Genomic DNA, 20,629 nt, shown 5'->3' on the forward strand with positions numbered 1-20,629 from the left:
CACGCCCCCGGCGAACACGTCCGCGTCTTCCCCCTCTCCAACTGGACCGAGCTGGACGTGTGGCAGTACATCGCCCGCGAGGCCATCGAACTCCCCCCGATCTACTTCGCCCACGAACGCGAGGTCTTCCAGCGCAATGGAATGTGGCTGACGGCCGGCGACTGGGGCGGCCCCAAGGAGGGCGAGGTCCCCGAGACGCGTCTGATCCGCTACCGCACGGTGGGCGACATGTCCTGCACCGGCGCCGTGGACTCCGACGCCACCAGCCTGGACGCGGTGATCACCGAGATCGCCGCCTCCCGCCTCACCGAGCGGGGCGCGACCCGCGCCGACGACAAGATGTCCGAGGCCGCGATGGAAGACCGCAAGCGCGAAGGGTACTTCTAACATGACCAGCACCACCGAGCAGTTCGCCGACCTGGCGGCCACCACCCTGCTGCGTTTCGCGACCGCCGGCTCCGTCGACGACGGCAAGTCCACCCTCGTCGGGCGGCTCCTGCACGACTCCAAGTCGGTCCTGACCGACCAGCTGGAAGCCGTCGAGGCCGTCTCCGCCCGGCGCGGCCAGGACACCCCCGACCTCGCCCTCCTCACCGACGGCCTGCGCGCCGAACGCGAACAGGGCATCACCATCGACGTGGCCTACCGCTACTTCGCCACCGCACGCCGCCGGTTCATCCTCGCCGACACCCCCGGCCACGTGCAGTACACCCGCAACATGGTCACCGGCGCCTCCACCGCCGACCTCGCCGTCGTCCTCGTCGACGCCCGCAACGGCGTCATCGAACAGACCCGCCGCCACGCCGCCGTCGCCGCCCTCCTGCGCGTCCCCCACGTCGTCCTCGCCGTCAACAAGATGGACCTCGTCGACTACCGGGAAGCGGTCTTCGCGAAGATCGCCGAGGAGTTCACCGCCTACGCCTCCGACCTCGGCGTCCCGGAGATCACCGCGATCCCGATCTCGGCCCTGGCCGGGGACAACGTGGTCGAGCCCTCCGCGAACATGGACTGGTACGGCGGCCCGACGGTGCTGGAGCACCTGGAGACGGTCCCGGTCAGCCATGACCTGACGGCCTGCCCGGCCCGCTTCCCCGTCCAGTACGTGATCCGCCCGCAGAGCGCCGAGCACCCCGACTACCGCGGCTACGCCGGCCAGATCGCCTCCGGCGTCCTGCGCGTCGGCGAAGCCGTCACCGTCCTGCCGTCCGGCCGCACCTCGGTCATCGAGGGCATCGACGCGCTCGGCGAGAGCGTCGACATCGCCTGGGCCCCGCAGTCGGTGACGCTGCGCCTGAAGGACGACATCGACATCTCGCGCGGCGACCTGATCGCGCCGTCCGCGAGCGCCCCGGCCACCACCCAGGACGTCGTCGCGACGGTCTGCCACGTGGCCGACCAGCCGCTGGCCGTGGGCGCGCGGGTGCTGATCAAGCACACCACCCGCACGGTCAAGGCGATCGTCAAGGAGATCCCCTCGCGGCTGACCCTGGACGACCTCTCCCAGCACCCGGAGCCCGGGCAGCTGGTCGCCAACGACATCGGCCGGGTCCTCGTACGGACCGCCGAACCCCTCGCGCTCGACGCCTACGCCGACTCGCGCCGCACCGGGTCCTTCCTGCTGATCGACCCGGCGGACGGCACCACCCTGGCGGCCGGGATGGCGGGCGAGTCGTTCGTTTCACAGGGCCGTCCCCCGGCGGACGAGGTCCAGGCGGATGAAGAAGGGTGGGACTTCTAGACCATGCTCCACGACATCTACTCCACCTTCGCGAAGGAGGGCGGCCGCGTCGGCAGCGGCGCCCTCGGCAGCGGCCAGGGAGGGGTGGCGCGATGTGCGCGATGACGTACGCGCACCGCATGCGCGCCCTCACCCCCCACCCGCCGTACCTGTCCTTGCTCCACAGACGAAGACGTGCGTCATGACCCCATGACGCTACGAGAGGAAGTCCTCCCGTGCCTGCCACCGGTACCACCCGCACCACCCTGCGCCGCGGCATCGTCGCCGCCGCCGCGCTCCCGCTCCTGATCGGCGCCCTCGCCTCCTGCGGCTACGGCTCCGAAGCCAAGAAGGACGAGCCCAAGGACACCGCGGCGACCGGCGCCGCCGGCGACGCCAAGAAGCTTTCGGCCTCCGAGGTCCGCATCGGCTACTTCCCGAACCTGACGCACGCCACCGCGCTGGTCGGCCTCCAGGAGGGCCTGATCGAGAAGGAGCTGAACGGCACCAAGATCAAGCCGCAGTCCTTCAACGCCGGTCCGTCCGAGATCGAAGCCCTCAACGGGGGCTCTCTCGACATCGGTTTCATCGGCCCCTCGCCCTCGATCAACGCCTACGTGAAGTCCAAGGGCCAGAACCTGCGGATCATCTCCGGCTCTGCCTCCGGCGGCGTCAAGCTCGTCGTGAACCCGGACAAGATCAAGACCCTGGACGACCTCAAGGGCAAGAAGATCGCCACCCCGCAGAAGGGGAACACGCAGGACGTCGCGTTCCTCAACTGGATCTCCGAGAAGGGCTGGAAGGTCGACCCGGAGTCCGGCAAGGGCGACGTCTCCGTCGTGCGGACGGACAACAAGGTCACCCCGGACGCCTTCAAGCAGGGCTCGATCGACGGCGCCTGGGTGCCGGAGCCCACGGCCTCCAAGCTCGTCTCCGACGGCGGCTCCGTCCTCCTCGACGAGACCGCCCTGTGGCCCGACAAGAAGTTCGTGATCACGAACATCATCGTGTCGCAGAAGTTCCTCAAGGAGCACCCGGACGTGGTCGAGGCCGTGCTCAAGGGCACGGTGAAGACCAACGACTGGATCAACGCCAACCCGGACAAGGCGAAGGCCTCCGCCAACGCCAAGCTGGAGGCGGACAGCGGCAAGGCGCTCGACGCGAAGGTCATCGACCCGGCCTGGCCGTCGATCCTCGTCACCGACGACCCGCTGGCCTCCACGCTGAAGACGGAGTCCGACTGGGCGGTCAAGGCCAAGCTCATCGAGCAGCCCGACCTGGCCGGCATCTACGACCTGACGCTCCTGAACAAGGTCCTGAAGGCCGCCGGCAAGCCCGAGGTCTCCGACGCCGGTCTCGGCGCCAAGTAAGCAAGTAGTTCAGCGACCCCAGGAGGTGACGACCATGGCCACCACGTTCGCCAAGGCTGCCGAGGGCGCCGTAGCGGAGCACGCGCACGCCGCCCGCATCGAGCACGTCTCGAAGTCCTTCTCCGGCCCGGCCGGAACGCAGCTCGTCCTGGACGACATCAGTCTCGATGTCGCCCCCGGCGAGTTCGTCACCATCCTGGGCGCCTCGGGGTGTGGCAAGTCCACGCTGCTGAACCTGGTCGCGGGACTGGACAAGCCGTCCGCGGGGTCCATCGAGACCCCCGGCGGCCGCCCGGCCCTGATGTTCCAGGAGCACGCCCTGTTCCCGTGGCTGACCGCGGGCAAGAACATCGAACTCGCCCTGCGCCTGCGCGGCGTGCCCAAGACGGAGCGCAAGCCGGAGGCCGAACGGCTGCTGGAGCTGGTCCGGCTCGGCGGCGCGTACGGCAAGCGGGTCCACGAACTGTCCGGCGGCATGCGCCAGCGCGTCGCCCTGGCCCGCGCCCTGGCCCAGGACAGCCGCCTCCTGCTGATGGACGAGCCCTTCGCGGCCCTCGACGCCATCACCCGCGACGTCCTGCACGGCGAACTCACCCGGATCTGGGCGGAGACCGGCCTGTCGGTCCTCTTCGTCACCCACAACGTCCGCGAAGCCGTCCGCCTCGCCCAGCGCGTGGTCCTGCTCTCCTCCCGCCCCGGCCGCGTCGCGAAGGAATGGACCGTGGGCATCCCGCAGCCGCGCCGCATCGAGGACGCGGACGTCGCGGAGCTGTCCCTTGAGATCACTGAACACCTGCGTGGGGAGATCCGCCGCCATGGCCAGCACTGACACCACCACGAAGGCCGGGGCCAAGCACGAGGACCTGGCCGGCCTGGAGGCGGGCCTCGATGCCCTCGACGCGGTCCAGACCCACCGCCCCCCGCTCCGCGAGGTCTTCACCAAGAAGGTGCTGCCCCCGCTGCTCGCCGTCGGCCTCGTCCTGGTGGTCTGGCAGGTGCTGGTCGCGGCCAAGGTCACCGACGAGACGAAGCTGCCCGCCCCGTCCGCGGTGTGGGACAGCCTGTCCGACATGTGGGTCAAGGGCACCCTGCTCGACGTGATCTGGACCAGCGTCTCCCGGGGCCTGCTGGGCTTCCTGCTGGCCCTGGCCATCGGCACCCCGCTCGGCCTGCTGGTGGCCCGCGTGAGGTTCGTCCGCGCCGCGATCGGCCCCATCCTCCAGGGCCTGCAGTCCCTGCCCTCGGTGGCCTGGGTGCCCCCGGCGGTCCTGTGGTTCGGGCTCAACGACGCCATGATGTACACGGTGATCCTGCTGGGCGCCGTCCCCTCGATCGCCAACGGCCTCGTCTCCGGCATCGACCAGATCCCGCCGCTGTTCCTGCGGGCCGGCCGCACCCTCGGTGCCACCGGACTGAGCGGCGCCCGGCACGTGGTCATGCCCGCCGCCCTCCCCGGCTACCTGGCCGGCCTCAAGCAGGGCTGGGCCTTCTCCTGGCGCTCCCTGATGGCCGCCGAGATCATCGCCAGCTCCCCCGACCTGGGCCTGGGCCTGGGCCAGTTGCTGGAGAACGGCCGCAACAACATCGACCTGCCCGGCGTGTTCCTCGCGATCCTGCTGATCCTCGTGGTCGGCATCGCCATCGACCTGCTGATCTTCAGCCCGGTCGAGCGGTGGGTGCTGCGCAGCCGCGGCCTGCTGGTCAAGAGCTGAGCCGCAACCGTGTCCTCCCGCGCTCTCCTCGTCATCGCCCACGGCAGCCGCGATCCGCGGCACGCGGCGACCGTGCACGCCCTCGTCGGGCGGGCCCGGTCGCTGCGGCCCGGACTGCGGGCCGAGACCGCCTTCCTCGACTTCAACGGCCCGACCGTCTCCCAGGCCCTGGCCTCCCTGTACCTGTCCGGCGTCCGGGAGGTGGTGGCCCTGCCGCTGCTGCTCACCCGCGCCTTCCACGCGAAGGCGGACATCCCGGCGGTCCTCGCCGAGGCCACCGGCCGCCTGACCGGACTCTCGGTGCGGGTGGCCGACGTGCTCGGCCCGTCACCGCTGCTGGTGACGGCCCTGGAGCGGCGCCTGGCCGAGGCCGGTCTCGGCCTCACCCCGGCGGACCGCGCACGCACCGGTGTGGTGCTCGCGTCCGCCGGATCCTCCGACCCGGAGGCGATCGCAGTGATCGCTGAAATCGCGCGGGAGTGGCGGCACACCGGTTGGTGCGCCGTGCGGCCTGCGTTCGCCTCCGCCGGCCTGCCCCGGACACAGGACGCCGTCCGCGCCCTGCGCGCCGAGGGCGTCCGGCGGGTGGCGGTGGCCCCGTACGTCATCGCCCCCGGCAGGCTCCCGGACCGCATCGCCGCCGGAGCCGCCGAATCCGGCGCGGACGTGACCGCCGAGGTCCTCGGCGCCGCCCCGGAACTCGCCCGCCTGCTGCTGCACCGCTACGACACGGCCGTCACCGCCACCCCGGCAACCCGCCCGGCCCTGACGGCCTGGCCGGCCTAGCCGCGGGAGGCCGCTTCGTCGGCCAGGGCCGTCAGGTCGGCGATCGACATCGCGCCCGGCGGCAGGCCCTCGCGGGCGAAGATGTTCGCCGCGTGCCGCAGCACGTCGTTGACGGGGGTCGCGACCCCGTGCAGCCGGCCCAGCAGGCAGACCTCCCCGTTGAGGTAGTCGGCCTCCACCGAGCCCGTGCCGCGCGCCAGGCTCTGCCACGAGGAGCCGCCGCGCACGCCCTGCGGCTGCTCGACCTTGCCGTCACGGGCCGCCGACTGCTGCGCGGCCGTGGCGTAGTCGATGCCCGCCGCCCCCAGGACCGCCTCGCCCTCGCGGACCGCCCTCAGCAGGAGCGCCGCCTTCGCCGGCTCCGGCTCGGGGCCGGTGGTCGCCTGGATGGCGTTGCCCAGGTTCCCGAGCAGCTTCGCGTACTTCCAGCGCATCACGTCCTCGACGACCGGCGCCCCGAACCCCGCCTCCTCCAGGTCGGCGGCGATCGCGGCGATCCGCCGGTCGGCTCCTCCGGCGGCCTTGCCCAGGTGCAGGATGCCGGTCAGCGGGGCGCACAGCGCCGAGACCGTGCCGGGCTCCAGGAAGGTCGCGGGCAGCCAGACGCAGACCCCGTACACGCGCGCGAAGCGCCGCAGGGCCAGCCGTTCGCTCTCCACACCGTTCTGTGCGCACAGCAGCGGCAGACGCTGGGCCGCCGTGCCGCCGCCGGCCACCTCGGCGTCGCCCCAGGCGTCGAGCGCGGCGATGGCGTCCTGGGTCTTCACGGTGAGCAGCAGCACGTCGTCGGGGCGCAGTTCGCCCAGCTCCGCCGGTCCGGTGACCACCGGGAGCCGGTGGACGCGGGCGCCGTCGGCGGTGGTGAGCCGCAGCCCGTCCGCCCGGAGCGCCTCGGCGTGGGCGCCGCGGGCGACGAGGACGGCCTCCCGGCCCGATGCGGCGAGGCGTCCGCCGATGGTCGCGCCGATCGCTCCGGCGCCGATGATGATGTAACGCATGCCCCGAGCCTGGCACACCGTGGCCGCGCGAGTACCGTCGGGCCATGACGAACGCCGCTTTCCCGCTGGGCGGGGACCTGCCGCTGGGACGCCTCGGATTCGGTACGGGCGGTGTGGTCGGGCCGGGTTACTGGGGTCCGCGCGGCAGCCGCGCCGAGGCGGTGGCGCTGCTGCGCGCGGCCGTCGAGCAGGGGGTGACCCTGATCGACACGGCCGACAACTACGGGCCGGGCCTGGCCGAGGAGCTGATCGCCGAGGCCCTCCACCCGTACGGGGACCGGCTCGTGGTCGCGACCAAGGGCGGGGTGGTGCGCACCGGGCCCGACGAGTGGCACACGGCGGGCCGGCCCGAGGACCTGCGCCGGATGTGCGAGGCGAGCCTGCGACGGCTGCGCGTGGAGCGGATCGGCCTCTATCAGCTCCACCGCTTCGATCCGGCGGTCCCGGAGGCCGAACAGCTGGGCGAGCTCGCGCGGTTGCGGGAGGAGGGCAAGATCCGGCACATCGGTCTGGACACGGTGAGCGCGCCCCAGTTGCGGCGGGCGCTGGAGTCGGTGCCGGTGGCGGCGGTGCAGAACCCGTACAACCTGCTGGACCGGTCCTCCGCCGAGGTGCTGGCCCTGTGCGAGGCGCGCGGGATCGCCTTCCTGCCGTACTACCCGCTGGGCAGCGGCGCGCTGGCCCGGGAGGGTGCGGCCGCCGTGGCCGCGGTGGCTGCGGCGCACGGCGCGAGCCCGGGGCAGGTGGCGCTGGCCTGGCTGCTGCACCACTCGCCGGTGCTGTGCCCGACGCCCGGCACCGGCTCCCCCGCGCACCTGACGCAGAACCTGGCGGCGGCCTCCCTGCGCCTGACCACCCCGGAGCTGACCGTGCTGGACGCGCTCCGTCCGGCTCCGCCCGGCGGCCGGGGGGCGTCCGCGGAGTCCACCCGCTGAACCGGCCGGGCCCGGGGCGCCCGCCCGCGTGCTGCGGGGGGGGCGTGTTCAGGGCTCGGGCGGGCTCCGTACCGGCCGGTTCCGGACGAAGGGTGCCGATGGCCCGGCGGCGCCGGGCCACCGCCGTTAGGCTGCCGGGCCCGCGGGGTCGTTCCTCCCGCGGCCGTCCGATGGGGAGCCGGGGGCGCCGTGAGCCGCAGCAGAGCCGTTGCCGTCCTGTTCGCCGCGGGGGCGGTGTGCGCGGCGGCCGCCCTCGGACCCGCCTCGGCCCCGGCGGCCCCGGCGGACTCCGGGGTGGTGCTCACCGGCACGGTGGTGACGATGGACGACGCGGGCCACGTGTGGCCGGACGCGCGGGTGTGGGTCCGCGCCGGACGCATCGAGGCGGTGGCCGGGGCGGGGCGCGCGTTGCCGGCGGGCGCGAGGTCCGCCCGGGTCGTCGACACCGGTGGGGTCCTCTATCCCGGGCTGATCGACCTGCACAACCACCCCGGGCACGCCGTCTACCCCCTGATGCCGGTGCGCGAGGCCTACCCCGACCGGTACGCGTGGCGGTACTACGACGAGGAGCAGGACCGGCGCATCACCCGTTCCGCGTTCGTCCTGGGCGATCCCGGCTTCTACGACCTCGGCGCGGAGATGGGCCGGTACGGCGAGTACAAGGCGCTGGCCGGCGGCACCACCTCCCTGCAGGGCGCCGATCCGGAGCTGGCGAGCAGTGCGCCCGGCTGCCTGGTCCGCAACGTCGAGACGGCGCGGGTCGGCCCGCGGCGGGCCGTCAGCCGCGTGGACCTGGGTCGCGACGCGCCGGAATGGGCGGAGCTGGCGCGGGCCCGGCGCGACGGCGTGCTGGTCCTGCACCTGGCCGAGGGCACGGGGCCGCGGATGGCGGACGAGTACGAGGCCGCCCGGCGCAGCGGGCTCGTGGGCCCCGGGCTCGTCGCCGTCCACGGCGTGGGGCTCACCCCGGAGCAGCTGGCGGACATGGCCCGGCGCGGGGCCTCGCTCGTCTGGTCGCCGCTGTCGAACCTGCTGCTGTACGGGAGGACCGCGGACGTGGCCGCGGCGAAGGCGGCCGGAGTCGGCATCAGTCTGGGTCCCGACTGGGCCCCGTCGGGGAGCAGGTCGGTGCTGGGCGAGCTGAAGGTGGCCGATCTGGTCAACCGGCACGCGCTGGGCGGGCTGTTCAGCGACCGCGAGCTGGTGGAGACGGTGACCCGCAACCCGGCCCGGGCGCTGGGCTGGGAGCGCCGCGCGGGCCGGATCGCGCCGGGTGAGGTCGCCGACCTGGTGGTGGTGGACGACCGGGGCGGCGACCCGTACCGCAATCTGATCGAGGCGACGGAGGAGCACGTCCGGCTGGTGTCCGTGGGCGGCGGGATGCTCTACGGCGACGCGCCGCTCATGGCGCGGGCCCGCCCCGCCGCCGGCACCGAGGAGGCGGTCCGGTTCGCCTCGGGCCGCACCAAGGTGATCGCGCCGGACTGTCCCGGGACGGCCCTGCCGCCGATGTCCCTCGCCGAGACCCGGGAGCGCCTCCAGCGCGCGCTGGACATGGATCCGGGCTTCCTGCTGGAGCGGGTGCGGGGGAAACCGGCGTCCGTGGAGCGGATCCGCTCCGAGCTGTCCCGCTGTCCGGGCGGCGGCCCGGCGGGCGAGCTGACGCCGCAGGACGTGGCGCGCGTCCTGCGCTGCCGCCTGGGCCTGCCCTTCGAGCGGACCCCCTTGAGCCCCCTGACCACGGCCGAGGACCCCGACTGGGCGGCCCGTCTGCTGGCCAATCCGAACCTTCCGGCCTACCTGCGGGAGCTGCCGGGCCGCTACGGGCAGCGGTGAGCGGCGGTTACGGGGGGGCGGTCACGGGGCAGCGGTTACGGGGCGGCGGTCAGCTCGACCAGCTTGACGACGGTGTTCCAGTTGCGGGTGGTGACGTCCAGGCCCTTGACCACGGCGGGCCGGGCGAGCGCTTCGGCCAGCTTGGAGCGGCCCAGGCCGTCGGGGGCGTACAGGTAGAGGACGCGGTCGCCCAGCCGGTACTCCTCCGGGAGGAACGCGGCGGCGTCGAGGGCGGCGAAGCGCTCCGGGTCCGGCTGCGCGGAGAAGAAGGTGGCGTGGAGCTGTCTGCCCTCCAGTTCGGCGGCCGGGAAGGGGCAGGCCCCGGCGACGGCGCGCAGGTGGTCCCCGTCGACGACCAGGCAGGGCACCCGGAAGCCGAAGTGCGTCTCGATGGCGGCCTCCAGCGCCCGGGCCAGGGCGTCCGGGTCGGCCTCGCCGGAGCTGAAGACGGCGTTGCCGCTCTGCAGGTAGGTCTGGACGTCGCCGTGTCCCAGACCTTCCATCACCGTGCGCAGCTGCGCCATCGGGACCTTCTTGTTGCCGCCGACGTTGATGCCGCGCAGCAGCGCCGCGTACTTCTTCACAGGGGGCTCCTTCGTCATGGGCGCACCTTAAGGGGCGGCTGTGACAGTGCCGCCTCGATGAGGTCGGCCGCCCGGCGCGTGCCGCCCTCGGCCGCCGACCGGGCGCGCAGCGCCTCGGCGCGTTCGGCGACGTCGGGGTCGGCCAGCAGGTCGAGGACCGCTTCGCGCAGGGCCGTGGCGTCGGCCCGCTCCATCGGGAGGTGGCGGGCCACGCCGAGGGAGGCCAGCACGTCGGCGTTGGCGAACTGGTCGACGGCTTGGGGGACGGCGACCATGGGGGTGGCGGTGGCGAGGCCCTCGGCGCTGCCGCCCGCGCCCGCGTGGGTGACGAAGGCGTCGGCCTCGCGCAGGATGTCCAGCTGCGGCACCCAGCGGTGGACCTCGATGTTGCCGGGCACCTCGCCCAGTTCGGCCTCGTCGGTGAACCTGCCGATCTGGAGGATCACGTACCAGTCGGGGAGGTTTCCGAAGGCCTCGACGCAGGCCCGGTAGAAGGCGGGCTGTTTGGTGAAGGTGGAGCCGAGGGAGACCAGCAGGAGCTTCTTGCCTTCGGCGGCCCCCGGCCTGCGCCAGGTTCCGTGGGCGGCGCCCTCGTCCCGGCAGGCTCCGACGAAGGTGTAGACGGACTCGTCGACCCGGTCGGCGTGGGGCTGGAGGGCGCGCGGGATCAGGGCGATGCTGCGCGGCGGACGCCCGACGAAGGGGTCGGGGTCCTGGTCGATGCCGTTGTCGAGCAGCCAGGCCCGGAAGCGGGCGTAGTACGCCCTGCCGCGCTCGCAGGCGTGCAGTGCGGCGGTCATGGGCGTCCCGACCTCCTCCTCGTAGCCCTGCCAGGCCACGTAGTTGGGGGAGAGGGAGATCGCCGGGACGCCCCAGCGGCGGGCGAGGACGATCGCCGGGTAGGCGGTGATGTCGTGCAGGACGAGGTCCGGCCGGTCGCCTTCGAAGGCGGCCGCGAGCTGGGGCAGGGCCTGGATCGCGTCGGCGAGGAAGGGTTCGATGTGGTCGATGAGTTCGGTGCCCCAGGCGTCCGGGTCGTCGTCGGTGGGGAGGGTGGAGTTCCAGATCACCGGGGTGGCGCCGGTCCCGGCGACCTTCCCGGCGTAACCGGCGGGGATGGCGTAGCTCACGCGGTGTCCCCGGGCGACGAGTTCCCTGATCACTTCGAGGCTCGGGTTCACGTGCCCCGCGGCGGCGATCGAGAACATGGCGATGTGGGCGGGCTCGTGCGGTGTCATGAGCTCACCATAACGAGACGATACGTCTCGTGCAACGGAATTGCACCTCCCCGGCCCCCATGGCTGCCCGGCTCCCCGCCTCCCCGCCTCCCCGGGGGATGCGAGACTTTGCGGCGACGCGCGGGGAGATCGGACTCACGGGCGCTCGGACGGCGCGCGAGAAGGCGGGAAGAACGGCATGGACGAGGCACGGGCCAGGGACGTACTGACGCGGGCGGGGCTCAGCGGACCGGCCGAGCTGCTCTCCTTCGGCGAGAACGCCGTCTTCGCCGTCGCCGGCCTGGTCGCCAAGGTGGGCCGCGAGGCCGCACTGCTGGAACGGGCCGAACGGGAACTGGCCGTCGCCGACTGGCTCCGCACGGCCGGGATCCCCGCCGTGCGCGCGGCCGAAGCCGGGGCCCGGCTGGTGGACGGCCACCCGCTGACCCTGTGGCACCGGCTGCCCGACGCGGTCCGCCCCGCGGGCCCCGCCGACCTCGCAGCGCTGCTCCGCCCGCTGCACGCGCTGCCCGCGCCGCCGTTCGCGCTGCCCGCCCGGGACCTGCTCGGCGGGGTCGAGCGCTGGCTCCGGCTGGCCGGCGACGCCGTCGACCCCGCCGACGCGGCCTACCTGCGGGCCCGGCGCGACGCCTACGCCGACGAGGTCGCCGCCCTCACCCCGCACCTGCCCCCGGGCGCCATCCACGGCGACGCCCTGCCCCGCAACGTCCACGTCGGCCCGGACGGACCGGTGCTGGTCGACCTGGAGACCGTATCGGCCGACCTGCGGGAGCACGACCTGGTCGTCATGGCCCTGTCCCGCGACCGCTACGGACTCCCCGCCGACGCCTACGACTCCTTCACCACCGCCTACGGGTGGGACGTGCGGGAGTGGCAGGGCTGCGCCGTGCTGCGCGGCGCCCGCGAGACGGCCAGCTGCGCCTGGGTCTCCCAGCACGCCCCCGCCAACCCCAAGGCCCTGGCCGAGTTCCGGCGCCGCGTGACCTCCCTGCGCGAAGGGGACACCGAGACCCGCTGGCACCCGTTCTAGGCCCGCCGCCGCGCGGTCAGCGGGCGCGGGGTATCAGGGGCCAGGACGGCTCCACGACCGCCGCCGGGTCGGTGGTGCGCCGCAGGTAGGCCTGGAGCGAGACCGACTGCTCGGCCGCCGCGCGGACCTGGAGGGCGTGCAGCTCCGCCAGCGGCATCAGGGCGACGGGCCGGTGCCGCTCCCCCAGGCTGCGCACCACCCGGGCGGCGGCCACGGCGTCCGCCCGGGCGTCGTGCGCGTCGTCGAGGGAGACCCCGTAATGCGCGCACAGGGCGTGCAGGGCCCGCTTGCCCTTGCGGTACTTGTCCACGTGCTTGTCGATCACCAGCGGATCGATGACCGGCGACGGCACCCCGCCCAGCCGCTCGCTGAGCGACGCCACCCCGTGGCGCCGGCACTCGCGGTCGAGCAGCGACAGGTCGTAGCGCGCGTTCATCACCACCAGCGGCCGGCCGGCCCCCAGCCCGTCGGCGACGGCCCGGGCGATCTCGTCCACGGCCCCGGCGGCCGGCACCCCGTGCGCCCGGGCGTGCTCCGTCGAGATGCCGTGGATCGCCGACGCCTGTTCCGGTATCTCCACCCCGGGATCGAGCAGCCACGTCCGCTCGCGCGAGACCGCGCCGTCCGCGTCCAGGCGGACGACCGCCGCCGTGACGATGCGGTCCGTCTCGACGTCCGTACCCGTGGTCTCCAGGTCGAACGCGACCAGCGGTCCGCTGATCCAGCTCATCGCCAACCCCCCGCGCCCCTCGTCCCCGGACCCGAGCGGGCCCCCGCTCCCCCCTGCCACGCCTCCATGACGCGCCCCTCCCCCGTGTATCGGTCAACGCGTTTCAGCCTGCCACGCGCCACTGACACACCCGCCGCCGGGGCCCGGCGTCCCGCCCGGCAGGCCGCCCGTCCGGCCGCCCGGCCGCCGCGCCCGAGGGGTCCGGGACCCTTGCCGGGACGCTCACGACACCGGCCGGGAGTCCTCCCACACCGACTCGAACTCCTCGCGGTACGTCGTGAACAGCCCGTGCTCGGCGTCCTTCGCCGCCCCCCGGCCGCCCCCGCGCAGCACCAGCACCGGCGCCTCCATCCCGCGGGCCCGCCGCAGGTAGGACTGCACCACGGCGATCCCGGACGTCTCCCCCTCCACCAGGTAGGCGGTGAAGCGCGGCGTCTCGTCGAAGACGTGGATGTCGAACCGCGAGGGGTCCCCGAGCCCCGCCCGCACCCGCCGCACGTGCAGGATGTTCATCTCCACCGACCGGCTCAGCTCGCCCTTGCGCAGCCCCAGCTCGCGCTCGCGCCGCTTGACCGCGCTGCTCGCCGGATTCAGGAACAGCAGCCGCACCCGGCAGCCCGCCTCCGTCAGCCGGACCAGCCTTCGCCCGGAGAAGTTCTGCACCAGCAGGTTCAGGCCTATACCGATGGCGTCCAGCCGCCGGGCGCCCCCGAACAGGTCCTCGGCCGGCAGCATCCGCTGGAGCCGCACCCGGTCCGGGTGCACCGAGATCACGTCCGCGTACCGGTCCCCGACCAGGTCCTCCACCGCGTCGATCGGCAGCCGGTCCGCGGCGGGGCTGCCCGCCCCCGCGCCCAGCACCTCCAGCAGCCGCGCCGACGCCCGCTCGGCCTGCTCCAGCACCGGCCGCGACAGCGCCCGGTTGCGGGAGACCACGTTGCGGGTGACCTCCAGTTCGTCGAGGGCCAGCTCGATCTCGCGCCGGTCGTCGAAGTACGGTTCGAAGCAGGGCCAGTGCTGGACCATGAGCTCCCGCAGCTGCGGCAGCGTCAGGAAGCTGAGCACGTTGTCGTCGGCCGGGTCGAGGAGGTAGCCCTTGCGCCGGCTGACCTCGCGCACCGCCACCGCCCGCTGCACCCACTCCTGACCGGCCGGCCCCGCGGCCGCCACCACCCAGTCGTCGCCGCCGTGCACCGGCTCGTAGACGGGCCGCAGCACCGCCCCCACCACCGACCGCAGGCGCTGCTCGATGAGGTTCAGCCAGATGTACGCGCGGCCCGCGCGCTGGGCCCGCGTACGGACCTCGCTCCACGCGTCCGCGCCCCAGTCCAGCTCGGCACCGGCCCGCGCGTCCCCGTCCGCCGGCGGGGCCAGGGACACCGCCCCGGCGGCCACCGCACCCGCGCCGCCCCCTGGGCCGTCCGCCGGGCCACCCTCGTGACCGCTGTCACCAGGGGGCAGCTCCAGACCTCCCGAGCTCACCCGTGCACCGCCTTCTGCGTCTGGACGCCCGTCTCCAGTGATCACGGAAGGGTACTCCGCGCACATGGCCCGACGCAGCCCGAAGCGGCCCCCCGGTGACCCCGCGGGCCCTGGTCCGGCCGTCCGTTGACTCATTATGTGATGCCCCGACAGTCGGTTGACCCGACCGTCCGGTTTGCGGGTCACCCGTCAGGCTCATCCCAAGTCCACGCGTGCGGACCCTGTTTCGGGGAAGATCTGGCAGTGACGCGTTCGACACCGGATCAGCCGGACCAGGATGGGAAGAGTCGTTAGCTATGCAGGTCTGGCCGGGACAGGCGTATCCCCTGGGTGCCACGTACGACGGCGCCGGAACCAACTTCGCGGTGTACTCCGAGGCCGCGCGGCGCATCGAGCTGTGCCTCCTGCACGACGACGGCTCGGAGACCGCCGTCGAACTGCGCGAGACGGACGCCTTCGTGCGCCACGCCTACCTGCCCGGGGTGATGCCGGGCCAGCGCTACGGATTCCGCGTGCACGGCCCCTACGAGCCCGAGCGCGGGCTGCGCTGCAACGCGGCGAAGCTGCTGCTGGACCCGTACGCGCGGGCCATCAGCGGCAAGGTCGACTGGGGCGAGCAGGTCTACGGCTACCACTTCGGGCGGCCCGACTCGCGCAACGACCTCGACTCCGCCCCGCACACGATGAGTTCGGTCGTGGTGAACCCGTACTTCGACTGGGCCAACGACCGCCCGCCGCGCCACGAGTACCACCACACCGTGCTCTACGAGGCCCACGTCAAGGGCCTGACCATGCGCCATCCGGAGCTCCCCGAGGAACTGCGGGGGACCTACGGGGCGCTCGCGCACCCGGCGGTGATCGGGCACCTCACCAAGCTCGGCGTGACGGCGCTGGAGCTGATGCCGGTCCACCAGTACGTGAACGACCACCGCCTCGACAACGACGGGCTCAGCAACTACTGGGGCTACAACACCATCGGCTTCTTCGCCCCGCACAACGGCTACGCCTCGGGCGACCGCGGGCAGCAGGTGCTGGAGTTCAAGTCGGCGGTGCGGGCCCTGCACGAAGCCGGGATCGAGGTGATCCTGGACGTGGTCTACAACCACACCGCCGAGGGCAACCACCTGGGGCCGACCCTGTCCTTCCGCGGACTGGACAACGCCTCGTACTACCGGCTCGCCGACGACCCCCGGCACTACATGGACACCACGGGCACCGGGAACTCCCTGCTCATGCGGTCCCCGCACGTGCTCCAGCTGATCATGGACTCGCTGCGCTACTGGGTCACCGAGATGCACGTGGACGGCTTCCGCTTCGACCTCGCGGCCACCCTGGCCCGGCAGTTCCACGAGGTCGACCGGCTGTCCTCGTTCTTCGACCTGGTGCAGCAGGATCCGGTGGTCAGCCAGGTGAAGCTGATCGCGGAGCCCTGGGACCTGGGCGAGGGCGGCTACCAGGTGGGCAACTTCCCGCCGCTCTGGACCGAGTGGAACGGCAAGTACCGCGACACCGTACGGGACTTGTGGCGCGGGCAGCCGCGCACGCTCGCCGAGTTCGCGGGCCGGCTGACGGGCTCCTCGGACCTGTACCAGGACGACGGGCGGCGACCGCTGGCCTCCATCAACTTCACCACCTGCCACGATGGTTTCACCCTCAACGACCTCGTCTCGTACGACGAGAAGCACAACGAGGCCAACCGGGAGGGCAACCGGGACGGCGAGACCCACAACCGCTCCTGGAACTGCGGGGTCGAGGGGCCCACCGAGGACCCCGAGGTCCAGGAGCTGCGCGAGCGCCAGATGCGCAACTTCACCGCCACCCTGATGCTGTCGCAGGGGGTGCCGATGCTCAGCCACGGCGACGAGTTCGCGCGCTCGCAGGGCGGCAACAACAACGCCTACTGCCAGGACAACGACCTGTCGTGGGTGACCTGGCCGGAACCCGGCAAACCCGCACCGGGGCTGCTGGAGTTCACCCGTCGGATGGTCTGGCTGCGCCGGGACCACCCGGTGTTCAGGCGGCGCCGGTTCTTCCACGGGCGCCCGGTGGAGGGCACGCACGACGAGCTGTCGGACATCGCCTGGTTCACCCCGCACGGGGAGGAGATGCGGGCGCGCGACTGGCAGGCGCAGCACGCGCGGGCGCTGACCGTGTTCCTCAACGGCGAGGCGATCTCCGAGCCCGGCTCGCGCGGGGAGCGGATCACGGACGATTCGTTCCTGCTGATGTTCAACGCGGGCGCCGACCCGCAGGACTTCACCGTCCCGGCGGGGCACGGGGCGCGCTGGCGGCTGGTCGTGGACACCGCGCGGGCGGACGTACTGCCACCCGGCACCGGACCGCAGTTCGCGGCCGGGGACCGGGTGGCGCTGACGGGACGGTGTCTGGTGGTGCTTCAGCGGCCCGCGTAGGGGCTGGTGGTACCGGGACGGGTGGTGGTGGGGCTGGTGGTGCCGGGTCCGGTCGCGGACCCGGCGGCGGACTGCCCCGCGGCCGGCTGCGGGGAGGCGGTCTGCTGGGCCGGGATGAAGGCCTTGGCCGGGGTGCGGGCCGCCGGTACCCGGGTGACCAGCGCCAGGGTCAGGCTCAGCGCGGCCGCCCCCACGGCCACCGCGAAGGCGCCCGCCGGACCGTAGGCCTCCGCGAGCCGGCCCGAGACGGCCAGCGCGACGGCCTGCCCGGCCACCAGGGAGCTCGCCGCGAAGGCCATCGCCTCGGCGAGCCGGGCGGGCTCCACGACGCGCTCGGTCAGCGCGAAGGCGGTGATCAGGTGCGGGGCGTACGCGGCGCCGAGGACGGTGACGACGGCGTACAGCGGCCACAGGCTCTCGGTGAACAGCAGGGGCACCGAGAGCACCAGGGCCGCGCCGGTCGCCACCCGCCAGCGCAGCCGCAGCCCGAAGCGGGCGGGCAGCGCGCCGAGCGCCAGCCCCACGGCGGCGCTGACCACGCCCATCGCCGCGTACACGATCCCGGCCTGGCCCGGCACCCCCAACTGCGCGGTGAGCGAGGCGATCCCGGCCTGACAGGCGCCGAACATGGCGCCCTGGAGGGCGAGGGAGCCGCGGACGGCGTGCACCACGCGGGGCTGGCGGACCCGCACCCCGGCGCCGCGCGCCCGGGCGGGCGAGCCGGCGGTGACGGAGGCCGTCGGGTGCAGGGCGAAGGCCGTGCCGAACACGACGACCAGTGCGGCGGCGCCCCCGAGGGCGACGGCCGGATGGGCGACGAGCGCGGCGAGGCCGACGAGCGCCGGGCCGAAGACGAACGAGATCTCGTCGAGGGTGCCCTCCAGGGAGTGGACGGCGCCCACGACGCCCTCGTCGGACTTCGCCCGGTGCGCGAGCGCGACGGAGCGGGTCCGGGCGAGCGGCCCGATCAGCGGGACGGACGCGCCGGTCACGGCCCCGATCGCGGCGAGCGGGAAGGTCGCCAGGCCCCCGAGGGCACCGGCGACGAGGGCGGCGGTGGCGACGGCGTTGACGGCCGCCGCGGCCAGGACGACGGGCCGTTGCCCGTGCCGGTCGGCGAGGCGGCCGAGGACGGGCCCGAAGACCACCTGGCCCGCCGAGAGGGTGCCGCCGACGATGCCCGCGGTGGCGAGGGAGCCACTGGTCTCGGCGACCAGGAGAACGCTTCCGAACTGGGACATCGCGACGGGCAGTCGGGCGAAGAACGAGACGAGCGGGAGTAGGGGCCCGGTCAGGGCGATGACTTTGCGATAGGTGTTGACGGTTCCAACCACTTGATCGACATTAACGCTGCGCAGTCACCCGGATGCATTGGGTAATGGCACGGAATCGCGTGGGCTGGGTACGTACGTTCTCATGACCCTGCAGTATTCAAGCAGTCACCAGGAACCCCCGGAACCTGATGTTCCGGAGCCCGTCGTCCCCACGTCCACCTACCGACTCCAACTGCGTCCCGAGTTCCCGTTCGCCGCGGCCCGGGCCGCCGTACCCTACCTCGCCGCGCTCGGCGTCTCGCACCTGCACCTCTCCCCCGCCCTGGAGGCGGTACCGGGCTCGACGCACGGCTACGACGTCACCGACCACACCCGGGTCCGCACCGAGCTCGGCGGCGAGGGCGCCCTGCGCGAGCTGGCCGCCGAAGCGGCGGCGCACGGACTCGGGCTCGTCCTCGACATCGTGCCGAACCACATGGCCGTGCCCGACCCGCTACGGCTGAACCGGCCCCTGTGGGAGGTGCTGCGGGAAGGACCCCGCTCCCCCTACGCCCGCTGGTTCGACATCGACTGGGAGGCGGGCGGCGGACAGCTCCTGCTCCCGGTGCTCGGCGAACCCGCCGACCCCGCCCTGTACCGCGTCGACGGGGAGGTGCTGCGGTACGAGGAGCGGGAGTTCCCGCTGCGGACCGGAACGGCCGGACTGCCGCTGCCGGAGCTGCTCGCCGCCCAGTGGTACCGGCCGGCCTGCTGGCGCGAAGCCAGCACCGCCCTCAACTACCGCCGCTTCTTCACCATTTCCGACCTCATCGGGGTCCGGGTGGAGGACCCGGCCGTCTTCGCCGCCACCCACGCGAAGGTGCTGGAGCTGGTCCGCGACGGGGTACTGGCCGGACTGCGGATCGACCACGTCGACGGGCTCGCGGACCCCGAGGGATACCTGCGGCGGCTGCGGTCGGCCGTGGGCGGGCGCTGCTGGGTGGTGGTGGAGAAGATCCTCGCCCGCCGGGAATCGCTCCCCGCCGCCTGGCCGGTCGCGGGCACCACCGGGTACGACGCGCTGCACCGCGTCGACGGACTGTTCACCGACCCGGCGGGCGCCGCCGAGCTCGCCCGCACCCACGCCTCGGCCACCGGCCTGCCCCCCTGGGAGGAGACCGCCGAGACCGCCGCCCGCGAGGTGCTGACCGTCGACCTGGCCGCCGAACTGACCATCCTGGAGCGGATGGCGGGACCGGAACTGACGTCCGCCGTGCGCGAGCTGCTCATCGACTACCCCGTCTACCGGCCCTACCCGGGGGGCGAGATCGCCCCCGCCGCCGCGGACACCCCGGGCGTGCGGGCCGTACGCGAACTCCTGCTGCGGGACACCGCCTTCGCGGCCCGCTTCGCCCAGACCTCGGCCGCGCTGCGCGCCAAGTCCCTGGAGGACCGGGCCTTCTACCGCTGGGCCCCGCTGCTGTCGGCCACCGAGGTCGGCGGCGCACCGCAGGACCCGGCGGTGCCGGTCACGGAGTTCCACGCCTACTGCGCCGCCCTGGAGCGGGACTGGCCCGCCTCGGGGACGGTGCTGTCCACGCACGACACCAAGCGCAGCGCCGACGTACGGGCACGGATCGCGGTGCTCTCCCAGGCCCCGGAGGCGATGGGCCCGGTGCCCGGCGACGACCCCCGGCTGGGCTGGGCGGCGCGGCAGAGCGCCCTCGGCCTCGGAGACGTCCCCGAGCGGGAGTCCCGGCTGGCGGCGGCCCTGCTGAAGGCCGCCCGCGAGGCGGGACTGAGCACCTCGTGGACCGACCCCGACGAGGAGTACGAGGCCGGGATCACGAAGCTGGTGCCCGCAGAGGCGGCCGCGCTGCCGCCGGACCTGGCGCGGGCGGCCCGGGCCAACGTCCTCGGCATGGCCCTGCTGCACCTGACGATGCCGGGGGTGCCGGAGGTCTACCAGGGCTCGGAGACCGAGTACCGGGCGCTGGTGGACCCGGACAACCGCCGCCCGGCGCGGTTCCCGCGCGAGGCCCTGGCCGCCCTCGACGCGGGCGCCGCCCCGCACGGCCTGGCGGCGGAGAAGCTCGCCCTGACCACCGCCCTGCTCCGGCTGCGCCGCTCCCGGCCCGCGCTGTTCACCGGCTACGCCCCCCTGACGGCCCACGGCCCGGCCGCCGCCCACTGCGTGGCCTTCACCCGGTCCCCCGGCCTGCTGGCGGTCGCCACCCGCCTGTCGCACCGCCTGCACCTCGCGGGCGGCTGGCGGGACACCGCCCTGCACCTCCCCCCGGGACAGTGGCACCCCGCATGGGGGCCGGGCGCTCCGCGCAGCACCCCGTACGAGGGCCGGGTCCCCCTGGCCGACCTCCTGACGGCAGGCCCGGCGGTGGCACTGGTGCGGGGGGAGTAGGGGGCGGGGGCGGGCGGGGTCGGGGTCGGGGGAGGCGGGGTCCAGCGGAGCGGTGTCAGGGAGGGTTTGGTGGTCTCCCGTCAGTCTCATCGTCCTTCCGCGTCGGGCCGGTCCCTCAAGGGCGCTCC

The 20,629-nt window shown here is 73.8% G+C and carries 16 protein-coding genes and 1 pseudogene; 11 read left to right on the forward strand and 6 right to left on the reverse strand.

Features of this window, described 5'->3' with window-relative positions; all coding sequences use genetic code 11:
• The 6 genes from ACGFXC_RS37185 to ACGFXC_RS37210 form a co-directional block, all read left to right on the forward strand.
• Nucleotides 1–387 (forward strand): phosphoadenosine phosphosulfate reductase family protein (locus ACGFXC_RS37185; RefSeq protein ID WP_393719369.1); only part of this gene is annotated, 387 nt, incomplete at its 5' end.
• Nucleotide 388: 1 nt separating this feature from the next.
• Complete coding sequence (locus tag ACGFXC_RS37190; RefSeq protein ID WP_393719370.1) at nt 389–1,738, forward strand: sulfate adenylyltransferase subunit 1; 1,350 nt, start codon at nt 389–391, stop codon at nt 1,736–1,738.
• A gap of 215 nt (nt 1,739–1,953) precedes the next feature.
• Nucleotides 1,954–3,087: an aliphatic sulfonate ABC transporter substrate-binding protein gene (locus tag ACGFXC_RS37195; RefSeq protein ID WP_393719371.1), complete on the forward strand. Its 1,134-nt coding sequence runs from the start codon at nt 1,954–1,956 to the stop codon at nt 3,085–3,087.
• A 34-nt stretch (nt 3,088–3,121) separates the two neighbouring features.
• Nucleotides 3,122–3,916, forward strand: coding sequence for an ABC transporter ATP-binding protein (locus ACGFXC_RS37200; protein ID WP_393719372.1), 795 nt, complete (start codon nt 3,122–3,124; stop codon nt 3,914–3,916).
• Nucleotides 3,903–4,799 carry an ABC transporter permease gene (locus tag ACGFXC_RS37205; protein WP_393719373.1) on the forward strand — a complete coding sequence of 299 codons (897 nt, stop codon included), beginning with the start codon at nt 3,903–3,905 and terminating at the stop codon, nt 4,797–4,799. Before ACGFXC_RS37200 ends, ACGFXC_RS37205 begins: the two co-directional genes overlap by 14 nt.
• Nucleotides 4,800–4,808: 9 nt before the next feature.
• The gene (locus tag ACGFXC_RS37210) at nt 4,809–5,585 is read left to right on the forward strand and encodes a sirohydrochlorin chelatase (RefSeq protein ID WP_393719374.1); all 777 of its coding nucleotides are present in this window, start codon (nt 4,809–4,811) and stop codon (nt 5,583–5,585) included.
• On the opposite strand, the gene ACGFXC_RS37215 is transcribed toward ACGFXC_RS37210, so the two are convergent.
• On the reverse strand, nt 5,582–6,583 hold the full coding sequence (locus tag ACGFXC_RS37215) for a ketopantoate reductase family protein (protein ID WP_393719375.1): 1,002 nt from the start codon (nt 6,581–6,583) through the stop codon (nt 5,582–5,584). The two genes, ACGFXC_RS37210 and ACGFXC_RS37215, sit on opposite strands and share 4 nt — an antisense overlap.
• A gap of 44 nt (nt 6,584–6,627) precedes the next feature.
• On the opposite strand from ACGFXC_RS37215, the gene ACGFXC_RS37220 reads away from it, so the two are divergent.
• Together ACGFXC_RS37220 and ACGFXC_RS37225 are read left to right on the forward strand one after the other, a co-directional pair.
• Nucleotides 6,628–7,518: an aldo/keto reductase gene (locus ACGFXC_RS37220; RefSeq protein ID WP_393719376.1), complete on the forward strand. Its 891-nt coding sequence runs from the start codon at nt 6,628–6,630 to the stop codon at nt 7,516–7,518.
• 189 nt (nt 7,519–7,707) lie between these two features.
• Nucleotides 7,708–9,354, forward strand: coding sequence for an amidohydrolase family protein (locus ACGFXC_RS37225; protein WP_393719377.1), 1,647 nt, complete (start codon nt 7,708–7,710; stop codon nt 9,352–9,354).
• A gap of 35 nt (nt 9,355–9,389) precedes the next feature.
• Here ACGFXC_RS37225 and ACGFXC_RS37230 read toward each other — a convergent pair whose 3' ends face one another.
• Together ACGFXC_RS37230 and mgt are read right to left on the reverse strand one after the other, a co-directional pair.
• Nucleotides 9,390–9,956: a DUF1697 domain-containing protein gene (locus ACGFXC_RS37230; RefSeq protein WP_393719378.1), complete on the reverse strand. Its 567-nt coding sequence runs from the start codon at nt 9,954–9,956 to the stop codon at nt 9,390–9,392.
• Nucleotides 9,953–11,217: pseudogene (gene mgt / locus ACGFXC_RS37235) on the reverse strand (macrolide-inactivating glycosyltransferase). Before mgt ends, ACGFXC_RS37230 begins: the two are co-directional and overlap by 4 nt.
• A gap of 137 nt (nt 11,218–11,354) precedes the next feature.
• On the opposite strand from mgt, the gene ACGFXC_RS37240 reads away from it, so the two are divergent.
• On the forward strand, nt 11,355–12,206 hold the full coding sequence (locus ACGFXC_RS37240) for a phosphotransferase enzyme family protein (RefSeq protein WP_393719379.1): 852 nt from the start codon (nt 11,355–11,357) through the stop codon (nt 12,204–12,206).
• A 16-nt stretch (nt 12,207–12,222) separates the two neighbouring features.
• On the opposite strand, the gene ACGFXC_RS37245 is transcribed toward ACGFXC_RS37240, so the two are convergent.
• Nucleotides 12,223–12,936 carry a 3'-5' exonuclease gene (locus ACGFXC_RS37245; protein ID WP_393719380.1) on the reverse strand — a complete coding sequence of 238 codons (714 nt, stop codon included), beginning with the start codon at nt 12,934–12,936 and terminating at the stop codon, nt 12,223–12,225.
• 222 nt (nt 12,937–13,158) lie between these two features.
• Nucleotides 13,159–14,418 carry an SAV2148 family HEPN domain-containing protein gene (locus ACGFXC_RS37250; RefSeq protein ID WP_393719381.1) on the reverse strand — a complete coding sequence of 420 codons (1,260 nt, stop codon included), beginning with the start codon at nt 14,416–14,418 and terminating at the stop codon, nt 13,159–13,161.
• Nucleotides 14,419–14,714: 296 nt separating this feature from the next.
• Between ACGFXC_RS37250 and glgX the strand changes: the two genes are divergently transcribed.
• Nucleotides 14,715–16,829 carry a glycogen debranching protein GlgX gene (glgX, locus tag ACGFXC_RS37255; RefSeq protein ID WP_393719382.1) on the forward strand — a complete coding sequence of 705 codons (2,115 nt, stop codon included), beginning with the start codon at nt 14,715–14,717 and terminating at the stop codon, nt 16,827–16,829.
• Here the strand turns inward: glgX and ACGFXC_RS37260 are convergent.
• Nucleotides 16,814–18,163, reverse strand: a complete 1,350-nt coding sequence (locus ACGFXC_RS37260) for an MFS transporter (protein WP_393719383.1) — start codon at nt 18,161–18,163, stop codon at nt 16,814–16,816. The two genes, glgX and ACGFXC_RS37260, sit on opposite strands and share 16 nt — an antisense overlap.
• An 82-nt stretch (nt 18,164–18,245) precedes the next feature.
• On the opposite strand from ACGFXC_RS37260, the gene treY reads away from it, so the two are divergent.
• Nucleotides 18,246–20,501 (forward strand): malto-oligosyltrehalose synthase, encoded by a 2,256-nt coding sequence (gene treY, locus ACGFXC_RS37265; RefSeq protein WP_393719384.1) that lies wholly within the window; start codon nt 18,246–18,248, stop codon nt 20,499–20,501.
• Nucleotides 20,502–20,629 lie beyond the last annotated feature (128 nt).

Origin of the sequence: Streptomyces sp. NPDC048507 (assembly GCF_043199995.1) — a bacterium.
Lineage (GTDB): Bacteria > Actinomycetota > Actinomycetes > Streptomycetales > Streptomycetaceae > Streptomyces.